The following is a 13,602-nucleotide window of genomic DNA, read 5'->3' on the forward strand; positions in this document are numbered from 1 at the left end:
GTGAGGTGGTTGGCGTTTCGTTAGCGTGCTGGTGGGTGCGCTTGGCTACTAAATTTCCGTCGGACAAAAGGAATTGTCAGATGATCCGGATTAGGCTGCCCGAGGCTTTGGCGCTCGTGCGGGAACACTTCAGGCCGCTGTTGTTCACGGCCACAATGGATTCGCCTCAGACCATCCAGGCGATGCTGCTGGATGAGGTGACAGGGGAGTCGTTGGTCTTGACTGGACTTCCTTGTGGCGTATCGGTTACGCGAGCGCAATTGGCAGGGTTGATTAGCGTGATCGAACTCGACGTCAGTGCACTACGGCCGGCTCTGCTCGAGCGCTTGGGAGATCGGCAGATCGCCATCTAGCTGAACGTTTGTCTATGCCTCATCTAGGTAGGCGACGACGTCGAATCTCACATGTTCTGCCACTGTCAAGTAAAAGGCCCCATATTCTGGGGCCTTTTTCGTTTGAGTGCATGAAGCAACTCGCGGACCTGGCTCGCCTCAGGCTACCGAAGCGGTCTGTCGTGTTGAGCCCACTTCCTCTGCGTAGTGGCAGGCCACCAGTCTGTCGTCTACTGGGCGGAACGCCGGTACTTCTGAAGTGCAGCGTTCGGTGGCGTGAGGGCAGCGGGTGTGGAAGACGCAGCCGGTAGGCGGATCGAGTGGGTTGGGCAGTTCGCCGCTGACCTTGATTTTCGGCTTCGTCGAGTCAGGCCGAATGCTTGGCGTCGCGGCCAGCAGCACCTGAGTGTAGGGGTGTAGGGGGCGGGTGTAGCCACAGCATCGATGACACCTTCGGCCTCGCTCGTTGAGCGGCCGCGCGGTGCGGCTAACTGCACCGTTAAACAAGAAGCTGACTGTGCTTATTCTCCGGTGAGTGGGTTATCTAGAATCATTGGTCAAGCCTTCCACCCGGATCTCGTCTCATGTCTTCGCGCCGCTTCCCGCTGCTGCTCGTGGGCGCTTTTCTCGCCCTGTATCTGATCTGGGGTTCGACCTATTTCGTGATCAGGATTGGCGTCCAGTCATGGCCGCCGATGCTGCTGGCCGGGTTGCGCTTTGTCATTGCTGGCAGCCTGATGTTTGCCTGGCTGCGTTGGCGCGGTGTGCCGCTACCCACTGCGCGCGAATGGCGGTCTTGCGCGGTTGTAGGTTTTCTTCTACTCAGCTGTGGTAACGGTGGTGTCACCATCGCCGAACATCTCGGCGTGGCGTCTGCAGTTGCGGCACTGGCGATTGCTACGGTGCCGCTGTTCGCGTTGCTGTTCGGCTTGATCTGGGGGCAGCGGACGACCGGGTTGGAGTGGGGCGGCATTCTTCTGGGGCTGGTCGGCATCGGTTTGCTCAATCTCGGACACAACCTGCAGGCCAGTCCGCTTGGCGCAGTGATAGTGCTAATGGCGGCAGCGAGCTGGGCGTTCGGCTCGATGTGGAGCAGGCATCTCAGTTTGCCGAACGGTGCGATGGCGAGCGCCGCGCAAATGCTGATCGGTGGTGCTGTGTTGCTGTTTGGTAGCGCGGTCAGCGGAGAACGCTTGCAGCAGATGCCGGATATGGCCGGTTGGCTTGCCCTGGTCTACCTCACGTTGCTCGGCTCGATCGTAGCGTTCAGCGCGTATCTCTATCTGCTCAAACATGTAAGGCCAGCGGCGGCAACCAGCTATGCCTACGTGAACCCAGTGGTCGCCGTGTTGCTGGGTATTACCTTTGCCGGTGAGCGAATCGGTGTCGAAGAATGGTTGGCGATGACGGTAATTGTAAGCGCGGTGGTGCTGATCGGACTGCCTCAGTGGCGCCGACCAAAAGTCGCTGTTGCGCCAAGCAATACCTAGATCGCTCGAACCGTCGGCCTTACGGAGGTTGTATGATGACTGCCTCTTGGGCAAGATCAAACTGCTCGCTTGGCGGTCTGAGCCCTTGGCAACCGGGACCCAGCATCCCCCGCTGACCTGCGCTGGGGCTGCCCGGCTTGGCATGGTCATATCCCATTGTTCATCCACGACAGGCGCTCCGATGCCCGCTGCGAAACAACCCGCTTCCAACGACACTCTTTTCATTCTGTCGCTGGTAGTTTTCAACTTCATCTCGTTCATTTCCATTGGTATTCCGCTGGCGTCATTGCCTGGCTATATCCATGAAAACCTGGGATTCAGCACCGCCGTCGCGGGCATCGTGATCGGTGCGCAATACCTCACCACATTGTTGTGCCGACCCTTGGCCGGGCGGCTGGCGGACGAGCGGGGCGCTAAGAAAACCGTTTTGATCGGCATGACGTCTGGGTTGATCAGCGGACTGCTGCTGCTCGCGTCAGCGCTGTTGGAATCCTGGCCGATGGCGAGCATTGCGGTGATGATCGGGAGCCGGTTGATTCTGGGCTTCGCGCAAAGCCTGATCGGCATTTCCGCCATCAGCTGGGGCATCAGCAGGCTGGGTGCAGAAAGCACGGCGCGGATGATTTCCTGGAATGGTGTTGCGGCGTATGGCGGCGTAGGCATCGGCGCGCCGCTGGGCGTGTTTCTGTCGCAGTCATTAGGCTTATGGTCACTGGGCGTGGTGACGATGCTCCTCGCCTCGACCGGCCTGGCGCTGGCCTGGCGGCGCGGCGATGCTCCGCTGAATCCCGGCAAGCGGCTGCCGTTCGGCAAAGTGCTGTGGAAGGTTGCACCGCCCGGACTCAGCCTGGCATTGGCGACCATCGGTTACGGCACGCTGACCGCGTTCATCGCGTTGTATTACAACGCTCGCGGCTGGGATGGGGCGGCTTGGTGCCTCACCGCCTTTGCGTTTGCCTTTATCGGGACGCGTTTGTTGTTGCCCAACCTGATCAACCGAGTCGGCGGTTATTCGGTGGCGATGGTATGTCTGGTGGTGGAAATCTTAGGACTGTTGCTGCTCTGGCTGGCCGAGGCCCCGAGCTTTGCCTTGGCAGGCTCGGCACTGACCGGCTGCGGCTTGTCGCTGCTGTATCCAGCTCTGGGCGTCGGTGTGGTGTCACGCGTAGGAGTCGCTAACCGCAGCTCCGGTCTCAGCGTTTTCGCGATGTTTTTTGACCTGTCGCTGGGTTTGTCCGGTGCCATTATGGGTGCGCTTGCCGCCTATATCGGTATGCAAAGCATCTTCCTGGGAGCGGCCTTCATGGCCGTGGCTGGGCTGTCGATTGTCTGGTTATTGTTGCGGCAGGAACGTGGCACCGAAGCCTGATCCAGCCATGGCGAGTGGGCCCGCCTGACCGATACCCATGCTGGCTCATTGGCTTGACGCGCACATGCCGAGATCCAGCGAAGCGCGCCTTGCCAGTGCCGCCGCGCTGGGGCGGTAGTCGCGCTTGCTACGGTGCAGCTGCTTCCAGAGTTCCAGCGGCTGTTTGGTGCTGAGGTCGGATTGCTTGACCAGGTTTTCCAGCGTTTTGTTGCTCATGTGGCCTCCAATGTCTCGGTAGAGTGGTTGGTGGTCCTGAATAAAGTCGCGTCCTTGCGCCAGCCTTCCCGGCTTTCCATGGCTCCGAGACTGCCCTGATTCGGTTACAGGTTGTTGACAACGCATGTCTGTTTAACTGGGCTGACGAGCGGTATTTCCCCGCTACTAAGTTGTCCTCGTATATGTCTGGTGTGGGGCCTGAATTGCTATAGCGCTGCAACTAGGGCGGGAGAGGTGTTTGGCGTTCCGTTGCTATCTAAATGCAATTACATGCATTCAGGTTTTGCGTTTGTAATAGCGAGTTGAAACGCTAAGCCGCTCATCGAAATAGGGATTTCTCGGTAGAACTTAGGCCCTGGTTCTACCCTCCCAAATAGTGAGGCGACTGCAGGGCGGTCGCCGTTTTCAAGCATCACCAAGTAACTGGAGTAATCTCATGTCGAACGATAAGAGCGGAAATCCGGGTAACTTTTCAAATGATCGCGATAAGGCCTCTGAAGCCGGGCAGAAAGGCGGCCAGGGCAGCGGCGGTAACTTCGCTAATGACCGCGAAAAAGCCTCTGATACTGGACAGAAAGGTGGCCAGAAGAACAGCGGCGGAAACTTTGCCAACGACCGTGAGAAGGCGTCCGAGGCTGGCCAGAAAGGCGGTCAGAACAGCCACGGCGGTGGCCGTAACTCGTAATACGTTTATGGTTCTTTGCTAACCTTCGCCAAATATAAACGGAACTTGCTTTGCAAGTTCCGTTTTTTATGTTGTCGGTTAATGGGCTTGGCGAATCATGTATAAGCGCAAGGCATGACAGTTGTACAGGTTCTGTAAACTTGTATTGCTGAGTTGTTAATCGTTGCTTCGTTGCCAACATAAAATGCTGCAGTCCATCAAGGCTATAGTTAGCGAAGCGGGTAAGACCCCTGCGGGAGCTTGCCGCATCTTCAGAAAGCTGCGATCAGGAGGAGCACATGAGTGAGGCCAACGACCATGGTTGCCTTGAACAAGTGATCGACGGTGTCGTCGAGTTGGGAGATGACCAGCCCAAGGTATCGGTTGGTGACATTCAGAACAAAGTCGGCCAGCGCAGCTTCGGGCCCTTCCTGTTCGTTCCTGCAATCATCGAGATCAGTCCGGTCGGAGGCATTCCCGGGGTGCCAAGCATGCTGGCGCTGATCGTTGCGCTGTTTGCCTTCCAGCTGCTATTCGGTCGACATCATTTCTGGATGCCCGGGTTTCTAGCGCATCGCTCCGTCAGCGGACACAAGCTTGAGAAAGGCCTGAATAAAATTCGTCCGGTGGTGCGCTGGCTCGACAAGGTAAGCAATAAGCGGTTGGGCTGGGCCACGAGCAAAGGCTTTCTGCGATTTATCGCAGTGCTGTGCATTGTGCTGGCAACCTCAGTGCCACCGCTGGAATTGCTGCCATTTGCCTCGACGGCCCCATTCGCGGCGATTGGTCTGTTCGGCCTTGGCATTACCACCCAGGACGGCGCAGCCATCGTGTTGGGACTGATCCTTGCCGTTGGCGCCTTTGTCTTCGCGGGTATGGGCCTGATTGGGTAATCGGCTCGTCCCCCGGGGCTCGGTTCTTCATACCTGGCTCAGTCAGCCTTGTCGTGTAGACGAGCACTGCCTGGCGGTGCCGCGCCGTGATGGCTCGCATATAGACGTGACAGCGGCGCCGCGGATACGCCATGAATCATGATTGAGGCAAATATCAGCGCGCTGGCCGCATGCCAATAGAGCGGATCGTCAAGCTGGCTGTGAGCGAGCGCGGAATAGTAGATCGCGGCGATACCCAGCGGGCCGAACCAGCCGAGGTAGAGCGAGTCCCTTGAATTGAGCGAGTTGCGCCAGGTGGCGGAAAGCAACATCACGCCCGGGGGGCGACGCAATAGCAATATCAGCACCGCAAGTGCCACCAGCGGCCACCCCAGCGTGGCCCACTCGTGCAACGGCAGGGCGATACCGAAAATCACAAACATCGGCAGTGTGAAAAGCTTCGCCACCGCCTCCGGGATGTTCTCTTCCTCCTGCTCCTCGTGCCTCTCGCTGAAGAGGTTGAACGCCAGGCCTGCTGCGAATACCGCCAGCACGCCATCTGTCTGTAGCAGTTTGGCGAGCCCCAGTGTGAGTAGCGAGAACGCCACGGTGTAACCCAGCAGCGAGGAACTGGCGACCAGCTTATTACGCTCGGATAGAACCAGCAGTTTGGCTGCAGCAAACCCTATCACTGCACCCATGAGCGCGGCGCCACCGATGCCGATCAGCACCGACTCGATGAGCCAGCGAGACCAGGCCTGATCTGGCGTATGGCTGAGCATCAGGATCGGTAGCATGACGAAGGCGTAGGCGAGGCCGTCGTTGGCACCGGATTCCGCCGAGAGGGTGTCGCGCAGGCGCAAGGGCAGATGTTCCTTGGCGAACTTGCCCGTCACGATCGAGCTTGCAACAACCGGATCGGTGGGGGTGACTACTGCACCCAGCAGCAAGGCGGCCCATAGCGACAAGCCGAGCAGCCAGCCGGCCAATAACGACGACACCAGCCACATGCCGAGCATGACGAAGGTCAGCAGGAGCATGATCGGCTTGAGCATGGCCTTCAGTGCCGCGGGCTGCAGGCGCAGTGCAACGCCCATCAGTCCAATCGCCAGCGTCAGCCGAGCCGCCTGCTCGAGAATGCTGAACGTATCGCCCCAGCGTGCAAGGTCGAGCCAACTCAGGCCGTAGGGCCCAACGGCAACGCCGACCAGCACCGCCAGCGCCGGCTCGGATACAGGGCTGCGCTTGATCAGCGCCGACAGCAAGGCAATACAGACGGCAACGCCGCCCATGAGGGCGAGTGCAATGTTCAGCTGGGTCATGAAGGCTCCGTATCCGCGATACCTCTATTGCGAACGGTGCTGGTAACAAAATGTTCCCGCTAGCTGCCGGCGCGTTCCATACAGGCCAGATGGCGGTCGTTGACCCGATTGGCAAACCAGGCAGTCGTCAGGTTGCGAGTGATTTTCGGACTTTCCAGGCGAATGCCGGGCAGCACGGCGCGGGGCAGAGGCTTTCCTGCACGCTTATCAGCCAAAGCGAACACGCGCTCATACAGGGTAGTTTTCTCGAATCCGTGCGTATCGCCGCGCTCCAGGGCGTTGCGGATCGCCGTCTCGCTCATGTCGAGCTTGCCCGCCAGCGAGCGAACCGCACGTTCGGTCTGGCCGGCTTTGCTGCTGCCATGAATGATCAGGTCGCCATCGAGGGCTAGCTTGATGCCACTGGCGCGGCTGACTGCAGCCTGAAATGCGGCGTTGCGGCTGGCATACCAGCCGGCATTGAAGTCTGCGAAGCGGTACAGCGGCTGTGTGTAGCTGGCGGGGTAATCCAACAGATGTGCGATACCGAAGTACATGCCGCCGCGGCGCGTGAACACCTCATCCCGGATAGAGCCTTCCCGGCGGTAGGGATAGTCACGTGCGCGGTCTTCAGCGAACGCGATGCTGACTTGCATCGGGCCGCCGGTCTTGACCGGATTCAATGTGCCGAACAATTGCTTGCCGAGCGGCATGATCCCAAGGAAATCGTCAAAGATCGCGCTTAGCTGTTCTTCAGTGCGCACCGCTGCAAGGCGCTGGCTGTATGTCTTGCCATTGGGTGATTGAACGTCCAGAGCCGCGTCGACAATGAAGCGGGGAACATGCAATCGGGACGCGCGGCGGTATATCTCCTCGCGGGCGATTTTGGCCAGGCCTGGGACCGGCGGCGTCGCTTGGAATGTGGATTCCTGCACCGTGACGGCCAGGACAGCGCAGAGGTTTTCATTGGTCGGTGGGATCGCCAACGCATCGAAGGCAGCGTAGATGTCGGTTGCCCAGCCCTGGCGATTCGGGATGGTGCTGGGAATCAGCCGAACGATCTTGGCGCGGACTTCGTCTGGACGAGGCGCTGGGATCTCAGGTTTTTGCGTGCCGCAGCCGGCCAGGCCAGCCAGCAAGGCGCCCGCCGCAGTAAGGGCGAGCCGGCGCTTGGCCCAGGTAGAAAGGGTCGAGGTAGGCGCGTGCGAGTCGGCAACCGAGGCCGGCCGTTTGGAGAGCAAAAAAATCATGCGGTCCCATCTGAATACGTGATGCAGGTTCGGACAGTAAAACAGACGCAGCCGTTCTGCCGCAGCTGATGCGACTGCTGGTGAACTTGAGTGGTGCGTGCTGTCCGAAACCAGACGAGCCCCCGGCGAGCTGGTGGCGCCAACCTGAGACGAGCACCTTACCTCATGAGCGAATCGCACTTCGACGTTCGGCGACTCGAACGCTACGACAGCACCACCCGTGAATACCTGCTGGCCATCATCACCGATGAGGACCACGCCTCCCAGGTTGAACTGGACTGCGGCCAGATCGGCTGGCAATCGACCCTGCGCCATGACCGATTGCACCGTGACATCGATCCGCAGACGGGCAAGCCACACTACCGGTTTGAGGATATTCCAGAGCACGAAGGTGGTGAGTTCCAGCTGGTAAGCCTCATTGCGGAGGGCGGGCGTGGCGCCGAGTTTTCCGAGCTGGCCATGTTCGGCAAACGCTTGGTGACCTTCGACGACCGCACCGGATTGGTCTGTGAAATACGCGATCAGAATCAGTTGGTGCCCCGAAACATTCTCATGACCGGCAGCGGCGACGAGGCCTTCAAGGGCTTCAAGGCGGAGTGGGCAACGCTCTACAACGATCAGCTGGTCGTCGGGAGCCACGGCAAGAACGCCGCCGAGGAGTGGATAAAGCTGCTTGACCGGCATTACGCCGTGCAGAGCGTGGACTGGTCGGGTCGCTATCAGCGCATCCGCGATGCGCTCGGCGTCGGGCCAGACGGCTATGTGATTCACGAGGCGGCCGAGTGGCACCCTTATCGCCGCGAATGGCTGTTCTTTCCGCGCAAAATCTCGACTGAGCCCTTCGACGAGGCGGTAGACGAGCGGGAGCGCGGGGCCAATACCTTGATTATTGCTAATGAGGATTTCAGCCAGATTCGAACCCTGGAAGTCGGTCAGCGTATTCCTGAGCGGGGCATCTCCTCGTTCAAGATCCTGCCGGGCCATCCCAACGAGTGCATTGGCCTGAAAAGCGTCGAAATCGGTGATCGAACCGAGAGCTATCTGTTCTGCTTCAACCTCGACGGGGAGGTGCTTCTGGACGATATCTTCATCGGTGATTACAAGTGCGAGGGGCTCGAGATCCTTTGATGACCGCTCGATTGCTTGGAAAGTCATTGCTCGCCATGCCGAAACACAGCGGGTTGCCCAACACAGGCGCGGTTTCGGCTACGCTGACGCTCCCTGGCGTCGTTACAGACTCGAACATGCATCAGCACATCCCCGCGCAATCTCGTTCAGCTTCCGGGTCCAGCTTCTGGCGCGACGCGGCGCTGCCGTTCATCGAGTCGCGCAGCGTGGAAGATGGTCGCCGCGTCTGTTATGCACGGCACAGTCACGAAACCTTTTCCATCGGCTTGATCGACAGCGGCGCCAGTACCTATATCAACGGCGATCATCAGTGCCGCATCGAGGCCGGCACGCTGGTGCTGATGAACCCCGGCGACGTACATGCCTGCAATCCGATCCAGAACCAGCCGTGGGCGTATCGCATGCTCTACGTCGAGACTCGATGGTTGAGCGAACTGCAGGACGCCCTGGGCATGGATGGCGCAGGTTTTCGCCGTTTCGCCCCGATAATGACGCGCGACCCGCTGCTGCAGGCTGATTTTTGCCGTTTTCATGCGGTACTCGTCGACGACAATGCCGACTTGCTGCAAAAGGAGACGGGCGCCGTAGCGTTCTTCTCCCAGCTGCACGAGCGATTGGGACTCGACGTTGAGGTTCCAGTGAGCGATCTAAAGCTGCAGCGCGCCGCTGAATACATTGCGGACAATTATCAGCGCTCCCTCAAGCTGGACGAGATCAGCCTGATTGCGGGCGTCTCACCGTCGAGTCTCATCCGCGCTTTCAAAAAGCATTTCGGGATGACTCCTCATGCGTATCTGACCAACCGGCGCGTGCAGTTCGCGCGCGCCGAACTGCGGCGCGGCCGGCCTATCTCGGATGTGGCGCTGGCTGCGGGGTTTGCCGACCAGGCGCACCTGCAGCGCGCCTTCAAGCAACTGCTGGCCGCCACGCCCGGGCACTATCGAACAGTGAATCGGAACGTGCGCCACAACATCCGTCAGGTCAGCAGCAAGTAAGTCGCGCAGGCGGTCAGCAGCGCTGCCATCAGTCGATTGAACAGCCGTACTCGTGCGGGCTCGTTAAGGTAGTGCCGCAGGAAGGTGCCTGCGTACGCCCAGCAGGCTACTGAGGCATAGCAAATCACGAAATAGACCGCGGCGAAGCGCCATACCGAAGGCGCATCGCCGGCCGCAGCGAACAAGCCCATTCCCGCGACCGAAGCCAGCCAGGCCTTGGGATTGAGCCACTGCATCGCTGCGCCATACAGCACGGTCGGCGGCACCACAGGTTTGTCTGCATTCAGACGACCGTCGTCCGCCGCCAGCCGAAACGCCATGTACAGCAGAAAAGCCACGCCAGCCAGCCTGATCGATTCCGTCAGCCAGGGCCAATGATCGAGCACTTGGTTCAGGCCCAGCCCGATCAGCAACAGCAACAGCGTGAAGCCAAGGGTCGCGCCGCTGACGTGGCGCATGGCTGGGCGCAAGCCGAACTGCGCGCCGGCGCTGAGCGCAACGATATTGACCGGGCCGGGCGATATCGAGGACGCCAGCGCGAAGGCGGCCATAGACAGCAAAAGACTCATCGAAAACTCCTGAACGTACGCTTGAACACCAGCGCGACGATAGGAGCGGACACAACCGACGTATTGAAGAAAATGCGCGTTGTACGGTTTACCAACGCAACAGCCGTGGGCCGAGTAGGGCGCCGACGGCGGTGGGGATGAGCATGCCAAGCACATACCAGACGGCCCAGAAGGCGACACTCATCTCCGGGCAATGCAGGCTGTAGGCAAGCGTTGCCATCGAACCGGCCAGCAACCCCCCAGCTGCGCCGGCGAGACGCAGCCGGGTCGGCGCAAAACCACGGATCGCCCAGAACACGCAGACGAACGTGGGAATCGACAGCAGCGCGATGTTCAGCGGGCAGACTCGCCAGGTTTCACCGAATATCAGTGCCCAACGGCTGTTGGCCGAAACGCTGAGCAACAGGCCCAACGCTGCCAGCCAAACCGCTATCACCGGCAATGCGACTGTGGCCCAGCCGTTACCCACAGGCGCTCCTGGTCTGGCGAGCCGCGTGGTTACCAGCAAAGCGCCGGCGAGCAGGCTTGCCGGTAGCGCCAGCTTGGCCCAGAACAGCGGTGTCGTCGCGACTTGGCCGATGTCCGGGCGAATACCGAAGACCGTCAGTAACAGCAGCAATGCCAGCACCAGGCCAATGACCAAGGCGGTCCCAAAGCGTCGCGCGACGATCTGCCGATCCACGGGCGGTGCGTGGTTGGCGAGCATGTTGATCAGCTCGTCGGTCTTCATCGATGTCCTCCAATCAGGGCGGCCAGCGCTTTCAGGCCGCGGTGAACGCCCACCTTGACTGCTGATGCCGAAAGGCCGGTGCGTCGAGCGGTTTCTTCCACCGAAAGCCCCTGCAATTTGACGTGAAGAATGGGCAAGCGTTGCTTGTCCGGGAGTTGTTCGAGCAGCCGGGCCAGGTCCCGCTGCGCTTGCTGGGCCTGGTGATCTTCGTCGGCTAGCAGCTCCGCCTGGCCGCTCAATGAGTCGTTCAAGGCATCGTGCCTTGCATGGGCTCGAAAATGGTCCATCAGTTTGTAACGCGCTATCGCCTGTACCCAGGCGGTCACCGGTTGCTCGCGGCGATAGGTATGCCGCGCGTTGTGCACCGCCAGCAGGGCTTCCTGCAACAGGTCTTCGACCTCGGGCGATTGCAGTCGGCGCCTGAGGAAGCTGCGCAGATGCGCGCCGAGCAGCGTCAAGAATTGCCGATAGGCCTCATCGTCGCCGTCCAGCCCCAGCAGTAACAGCTGTTGCAGGTGGGCTTCGCGTGCCTTGAGCGCCTCATGACTGGTAGTTCGTTGCATCGGTCGCTCTGGTTACACGGAAGAAAAAATCGATGCTGTGCGTCCCTTGCATCCAACCCACGGCAGGGTGGCGGCGCGCCGCTACGGTAGGACGAGATGGAAGAAATCTCAAAAATATATTTCTTGCTCCCGCTGTAACCGAGCGACCGAACAGGGCGAATTACTGGTCGAGCTGCCAGTAAACCACTGTCAGCCACACAGCCTGGAGAAACATCAAATGAATAATCTCGCCCTTGCTGCAGCAGCCGTTGCCCTTGCATCCATCGCCGCCGGCGCCACGGCTGCTGAAAAAACCGAAGGCGCCATGGAGAAATGCTACGGCGTCGCGCTCGCCGGCCAAAACGATTGCAAAGCCGGTGCCGGCACCAGCTGCGCCGGCACCTCGAAAGTGGATTACCAGGGCAATGCCTGGAAAAAAGTACCGGCCGGTACTTGCACTGAAATCAAGACGCCCGAAGGCATGGGCTCGCTGACGCCGATCGAGTCCTGACAGGAGCCGCCGCATGAGCATGTCAGTTCTGGGCGCTGGTCTTGGCTTGAAGCCCGAGCATTACGAGCCGGCGTACGACTGTGCCGCGCCGGGCCTCTGGTTCGAAGTGCATCCGGAAAACTACATGCTCGGCGGCGGCCCCCGTCTGGCCTGGTTGGACGCCATCGGCGAGCGTAATCCGCTTTCGTTGCATGGCGTATCGCTGTCACTGGCTGCCGATTACCCGCCGGACGAATCCCATCTGCAAGGCCTCAGATCATTGATCGAGCGGGTTCGGCCTGCACTGGTTTCCGAACACCTGGCCTGGTCTGCCTGGCGAGGTCAGTACAACCCCGACCTGTTGCCTTTTCCGCGAACCGAGGCGGCTCTGGCTCGAATCGTCGATAACATCCAGCGCACCCAGGAGGTGCTGGGTCGGCAGATCGCAGTGGAAAACCCCAGCCACTACCTGCGCCTCGAGGGGCATGAGTGGGATGAAATCGAGTTTCTGGCTGAGCTGGCCCGTCGCAGCGGCTGCGGCCTGCTGCTGGACGTCAATAACGTACACGTCAGCGCTCACAATCTGGTCTTCGATGCTGCTGCTTATATCGATCGTTTTCCCGCTGAAGCTGTACTGGAGGTGCATCTGGCCGGGCATAGGCAGGACAGCTCCGCGCATTCAGGGTTATTGATCGATTCGCACGACGCGCCGATAGCGGCCGCCGTCTGGTCGCTCTATGACCGATTGATCGAGCGTATCGGCACACGGCCCACATTGATCGAACGTGATGACCAGCTGCCAACCTTCGCCGAGCTGCTGGTTGAGCGCGACCATGCGCAGCGGCTGCTTGAGAAAAGGGGGCGACATGACGCTCACGCTCGCTGATTTTCAGGATGGCTTGGCTGAAGCGCTATGGACCGACGAACCCATGGGCCCTGGTCCTTCTGCTGCCAATCCCCCCACTGATTGGCTGGCGAGGCTGGCGGCGCAACCAGGGTTCGCGGTCTACCGCAACACCGTGCTGAAGGGGTGCGTCGATGCGCTGCGGGCGAACTTCCCGACGGTCGAACGACTGGTGGGTGCCGAGTGGATGAGTGCGGCAGCGCGCGTGTTTGCACAGCAGTGCCCTCCGACCCAACCGCAGTTGGTTCGCTATGGCGAGCGCTTTGCAGACTTTCTTGAACGGTTCGAACCTGCCCGCGACTTGCCTTACCTCGCCGAGGTCGCGCGCCTCGATCAGCTGTGGCTGTTAGCCTTTGCCGCGCCGGAACATCCCCGACTTGGATTGCATACGCTGAGTTCGATGGCGCCGGCGCAACTCGCCGAACTGCGTCTGCGACCCAGCGCAGCGGCGCACTGGCACTGGTCCGGTATGCCGGCCTTCACCCTGTGGCGTTGCAACCGCGAAGGCGCCGAGCTGCCCGATCCGCTGCTCTGGCAGGGCGAGGGCACATTGCTCTGCAGACGAGACAACCGGGTCGTCTGGCAGCCCCTGAGTCTTGGCGGTTGCGCCTTTCTCGACGCCTGTGCCGATGGCCATACCCTTGCCAGCGCATCGGATCTCGCGCTCGAGGCCCAGCCCGCGCTGGATTTCAATGCGTTGCTGGCGGCTCTGTTTGCCGCCCAGGTCTTCGCCGCCGAGTGATCACCCAC

General features: G+C 60.4%; 16 protein-coding genes and 1 pseudogene. 10 read left to right on the forward strand and 7 right to left on the reverse strand.

Annotation, left to right across the window (positions count from 1 at the left end; translation table 11 throughout):
* Positions 1 to 80: 80 nt before the first annotated feature.
* The gene (locus CXK96_RS10300) at positions 81 to 353 is read left to right on the forward strand and encodes a DUF1652 domain-containing protein (RefSeq protein WP_102836355.1); all 273 of its coding nucleotides are present in this window, start codon (positions 81 to 83) and stop codon (positions 351 to 353) included.
* Positions 354 to 491: 138 nt separating this feature from the next.
* On the opposite strand, the pseudogene CXK96_RS10305 reads toward CXK96_RS10300, so the two are convergent.
* Positions 492 to 764 (reverse strand): annotated as a pseudogene (locus tag CXK96_RS10305) (oligopeptide/dipeptide ABC transporter ATP-binding protein); the annotation flags it as partial.
* A 152-nt stretch (positions 765 to 916) separates the two neighbouring features.
* On the opposite strand from CXK96_RS10305, the gene yedA reads away from it, so the two are divergent.
* A complete protein-coding gene (gene yedA / locus CXK96_RS10310; protein ID WP_102836357.1) occupies positions 917 to 1,822 on the forward strand; it encodes a drug/metabolite exporter YedA in 906 nt (301 codons plus the stop codon).
* Positions 1,823 to 2,003: 181 nt separating this feature from the next.
* Positions 2,004 to 3,191, forward strand: coding sequence for an MFS transporter (locus tag CXK96_RS10315; protein ID WP_102836358.1), 1,188 nt, complete (start codon positions 2,004 to 2,006; stop codon positions 3,189 to 3,191).
* Positions 3,192 to 3,236: 45 nt separating this feature from the next.
* Here the strand turns inward: CXK96_RS10315 and CXK96_RS20755 are convergent, their stop codons facing one another.
* A complete protein-coding gene (locus CXK96_RS20755) occupies positions 3,237 to 3,407 on the reverse strand; it encodes a hypothetical protein (RefSeq protein WP_180981514.1) in 171 nt (56 codons plus the stop codon).
* Positions 3,408 to 3,762: 355 nt separating this feature from the next.
* Between CXK96_RS20755 and CXK96_RS10320 the strand changes: the two genes are divergently transcribed.
* Both CXK96_RS10320 and CXK96_RS10325 read left to right on the forward strand, forming a co-directional pair.
* Complete coding sequence (locus CXK96_RS10320) at positions 3,763 to 4,092, forward strand: general stress protein (protein WP_423835187.1); 330 nt, start codon at positions 3,763 to 3,765, stop codon at positions 4,090 to 4,092.
* 278 nt (positions 4,093 to 4,370) lie between these two features.
* Positions 4,371 to 4,964, forward strand: coding sequence for an exopolysaccharide biosynthesis protein (locus CXK96_RS10325; RefSeq protein WP_102836360.1), 594 nt, complete (start codon positions 4,371 to 4,373; stop codon positions 4,962 to 4,964).
* A 38-nt stretch (positions 4,965 to 5,002) separates the two neighbouring features.
* Here CXK96_RS10325 and CXK96_RS10330 read toward each other — a convergent pair whose 3' ends face one another.
* A complete protein-coding gene (locus CXK96_RS10330; RefSeq protein ID WP_102836361.1) occupies positions 5,003 to 6,265 on the reverse strand; it encodes a cation:proton antiporter in 1,263 nt (420 codons plus the stop codon).
* 59 nt (positions 6,266 to 6,324) lie between these two features.
* Positions 6,325 to 7,494 carry a DUF1615 domain-containing protein gene (locus CXK96_RS10335; protein WP_102836362.1) on the reverse strand — a complete coding sequence of 390 codons (1,170 nt, stop codon included), beginning with the start codon at positions 7,492 to 7,494 and terminating at the stop codon, positions 6,325 to 6,327.
* Positions 7,495 to 7,659: 165 nt separating this feature from the next.
* Here CXK96_RS10335 and CXK96_RS10340 point away from each other — a divergent pair, with 165 nt between their 5' ends.
* Both CXK96_RS10340 and CXK96_RS10345 read left to right on the forward strand, forming a co-directional pair.
* Positions 7,660 to 8,622 carry a hypothetical protein gene (locus CXK96_RS10340; RefSeq protein ID WP_102836363.1) on the forward strand — a complete coding sequence of 321 codons (963 nt, stop codon included), beginning with the start codon at positions 7,660 to 7,662 and terminating at the stop codon, positions 8,620 to 8,622.
* 116 nt (positions 8,623 to 8,738) lie between these two features.
* Positions 8,739 to 9,617: an AraC family transcriptional regulator gene (locus tag CXK96_RS10345; protein ID WP_102836421.1), complete on the forward strand. Its 879-nt coding sequence runs from the start codon at positions 8,739 to 8,741 to the stop codon at positions 9,615 to 9,617.
* Here CXK96_RS10345 and CXK96_RS10350 read toward each other — a convergent pair.
* From CXK96_RS10350 to CXK96_RS10360, 3 genes are all read right to left on the reverse strand, one after another.
* Positions 9,599 to 10,186 carry a LysE family translocator gene (locus tag CXK96_RS10350; protein WP_102836364.1) on the reverse strand — a complete coding sequence of 196 codons (588 nt, stop codon included), beginning with the start codon at positions 10,184 to 10,186 and terminating at the stop codon, positions 9,599 to 9,601. The two genes, CXK96_RS10345 and CXK96_RS10350, sit on opposite strands and share 19 nt — an antisense overlap.
* Before the next feature lie 88 nt (positions 10,187 to 10,274).
* Entirely contained in the window at positions 10,275 to 10,916 is a 642-nt protein-coding gene (locus CXK96_RS10355; protein WP_102836365.1) for a DUF1109 domain-containing protein, read from the reverse strand.
* On the reverse strand, positions 10,913 to 11,479 hold the full coding sequence (locus CXK96_RS10360; RefSeq protein WP_102836366.1) for a sigma-70 family RNA polymerase sigma factor: 567 nt from the start codon (positions 11,477 to 11,479) through the stop codon (positions 10,913 to 10,915). Before CXK96_RS10360 ends, CXK96_RS10355 begins: the two co-directional genes overlap by 4 nt.
* A 217-nt stretch (positions 11,480 to 11,696) precedes the next feature.
* On the opposite strand from CXK96_RS10360, the gene CXK96_RS10365 reads away from it, so the two are divergent.
* Genes CXK96_RS10365 through CXK96_RS10375 form a run of 3 tightly spaced genes read left to right on the forward strand, consistent with a single transcriptional unit; the run spans position 11,697 to position 13,594 of the window.
* On the forward strand, positions 11,697 to 11,969 hold the full coding sequence (locus CXK96_RS10365) for a DUF2282 domain-containing protein (protein ID WP_102836367.1): 273 nt from the start codon (positions 11,697 to 11,699) through the stop codon (positions 11,967 to 11,969).
* Between the two features lie 19 nt (positions 11,970 to 11,988).
* A complete protein-coding gene (locus tag CXK96_RS10370) occupies positions 11,989 to 12,834 on the forward strand; it encodes a DUF692 domain-containing protein (RefSeq protein WP_423835188.1) in 846 nt (281 codons plus the stop codon).
* A complete protein-coding gene (locus tag CXK96_RS10375; RefSeq protein ID WP_102836369.1) occupies positions 12,815 to 13,594 on the forward strand; it encodes a DNA-binding domain-containing protein in 780 nt (259 codons plus the stop codon). Before CXK96_RS10370 ends, CXK96_RS10375 begins: the two co-directional genes overlap by 20 nt.
* Positions 13,595 to 13,602: the final 8 nt, after the last annotated feature.

Source organism: Stutzerimonas stutzeri, from assembly GCF_002890895.1.
Classification (GTDB): Bacteria; Pseudomonadota; Gammaproteobacteria; order Pseudomonadales; family Pseudomonadaceae; genus Stutzerimonas; species Stutzerimonas stutzeri_AB.

What these genes read in the sequence shown, in the direction of transcription:
- CXK96_RS10300 (WP_102836355.1), top strand. Translation starts at nt 81, where the DNA reads ATGATCCGGATTAGGCTGCCCGAGGCTTTGGCGCTCGTGCGGGAACAC.
- yedA (WP_102836357.1), top strand. Translation starts at nt 917, where the DNA reads ATGTCTTCGCGCCGCTTCCCGCTGCTGCTCGTGGGCGCTTTTCTCGCC.
- CXK96_RS10315 (WP_102836358.1), top strand. Translation starts at nt 2,004, where the DNA reads ATGCCCGCTGCGAAACAACCCGCTTCCAACGACACTCTTTTCATTCTG.
- CXK96_RS20755 (WP_180981514.1), bottom strand. Translation starts at nt 3,407, where the DNA reads ATGAGCAACAAAACGCTGGAAAACCTGGTCAAGCAATCCGACCTCAGC.
- CXK96_RS10325 (WP_102836360.1), top strand. Translation starts at nt 4,371, where the DNA reads ATGAGTGAGGCCAACGACCATGGTTGCCTTGAACAAGTGATCGACGGT.
- CXK96_RS10330 (WP_102836361.1), bottom strand. Translation starts at nt 6,265, where the DNA reads ATGACCCAGCTGAACATTGCACTCGCCCTCATGGGCGGCGTTGCCGTC.
- CXK96_RS10335 (WP_102836362.1), bottom strand. Translation starts at nt 7,494, where the DNA reads ATGATTTTTTTGCTCTCCAAACGGCCGGCCTCGGTTGCCGACTCGCAC.
- CXK96_RS10340 (WP_102836363.1), top strand. Translation starts at nt 7,660, where the DNA reads ATGAGCGAATCGCACTTCGACGTTCGGCGACTCGAACGCTACGACAGC.
- CXK96_RS10345 (WP_102836421.1), top strand. Translation starts at nt 8,739, where the DNA reads ATGCATCAGCACATCCCCGCGCAATCTCGTTCAGCTTCCGGGTCCAGC.
- CXK96_RS10350 (WP_102836364.1), bottom strand. Translation starts at nt 10,186, where the DNA reads ATGAGTCTTTTGCTGTCTATGGCCGCCTTCGCGCTGGCGTCCTCGATA.
- CXK96_RS10355 (WP_102836365.1), bottom strand. Translation starts at nt 10,916, where the DNA reads ATGAAGACCGACGAGCTGATCAACATGCTCGCCAACCACGCACCGCCC.
- CXK96_RS10360 (WP_102836366.1), bottom strand. Translation starts at nt 11,479, where the DNA reads ATGCAACGAACTACCAGTCATGAGGCGCTCAAGGCACGCGAAGCCCAC.
- CXK96_RS10365 (WP_102836367.1), top strand. Translation starts at nt 11,697, where the DNA reads ATGAATAATCTCGCCCTTGCTGCAGCAGCCGTTGCCCTTGCATCCATC.
- CXK96_RS10370 (WP_423835188.1), top strand. Translation starts at nt 11,989, where the DNA reads ATGTCAGTTCTGGGCGCTGGTCTTGGCTTGAAGCCCGAGCATTACGAG.
- CXK96_RS10375 (WP_102836369.1), top strand. Translation starts at nt 12,815, where the DNA reads ATGACGCTCACGCTCGCTGATTTTCAGGATGGCTTGGCTGAAGCGCTA.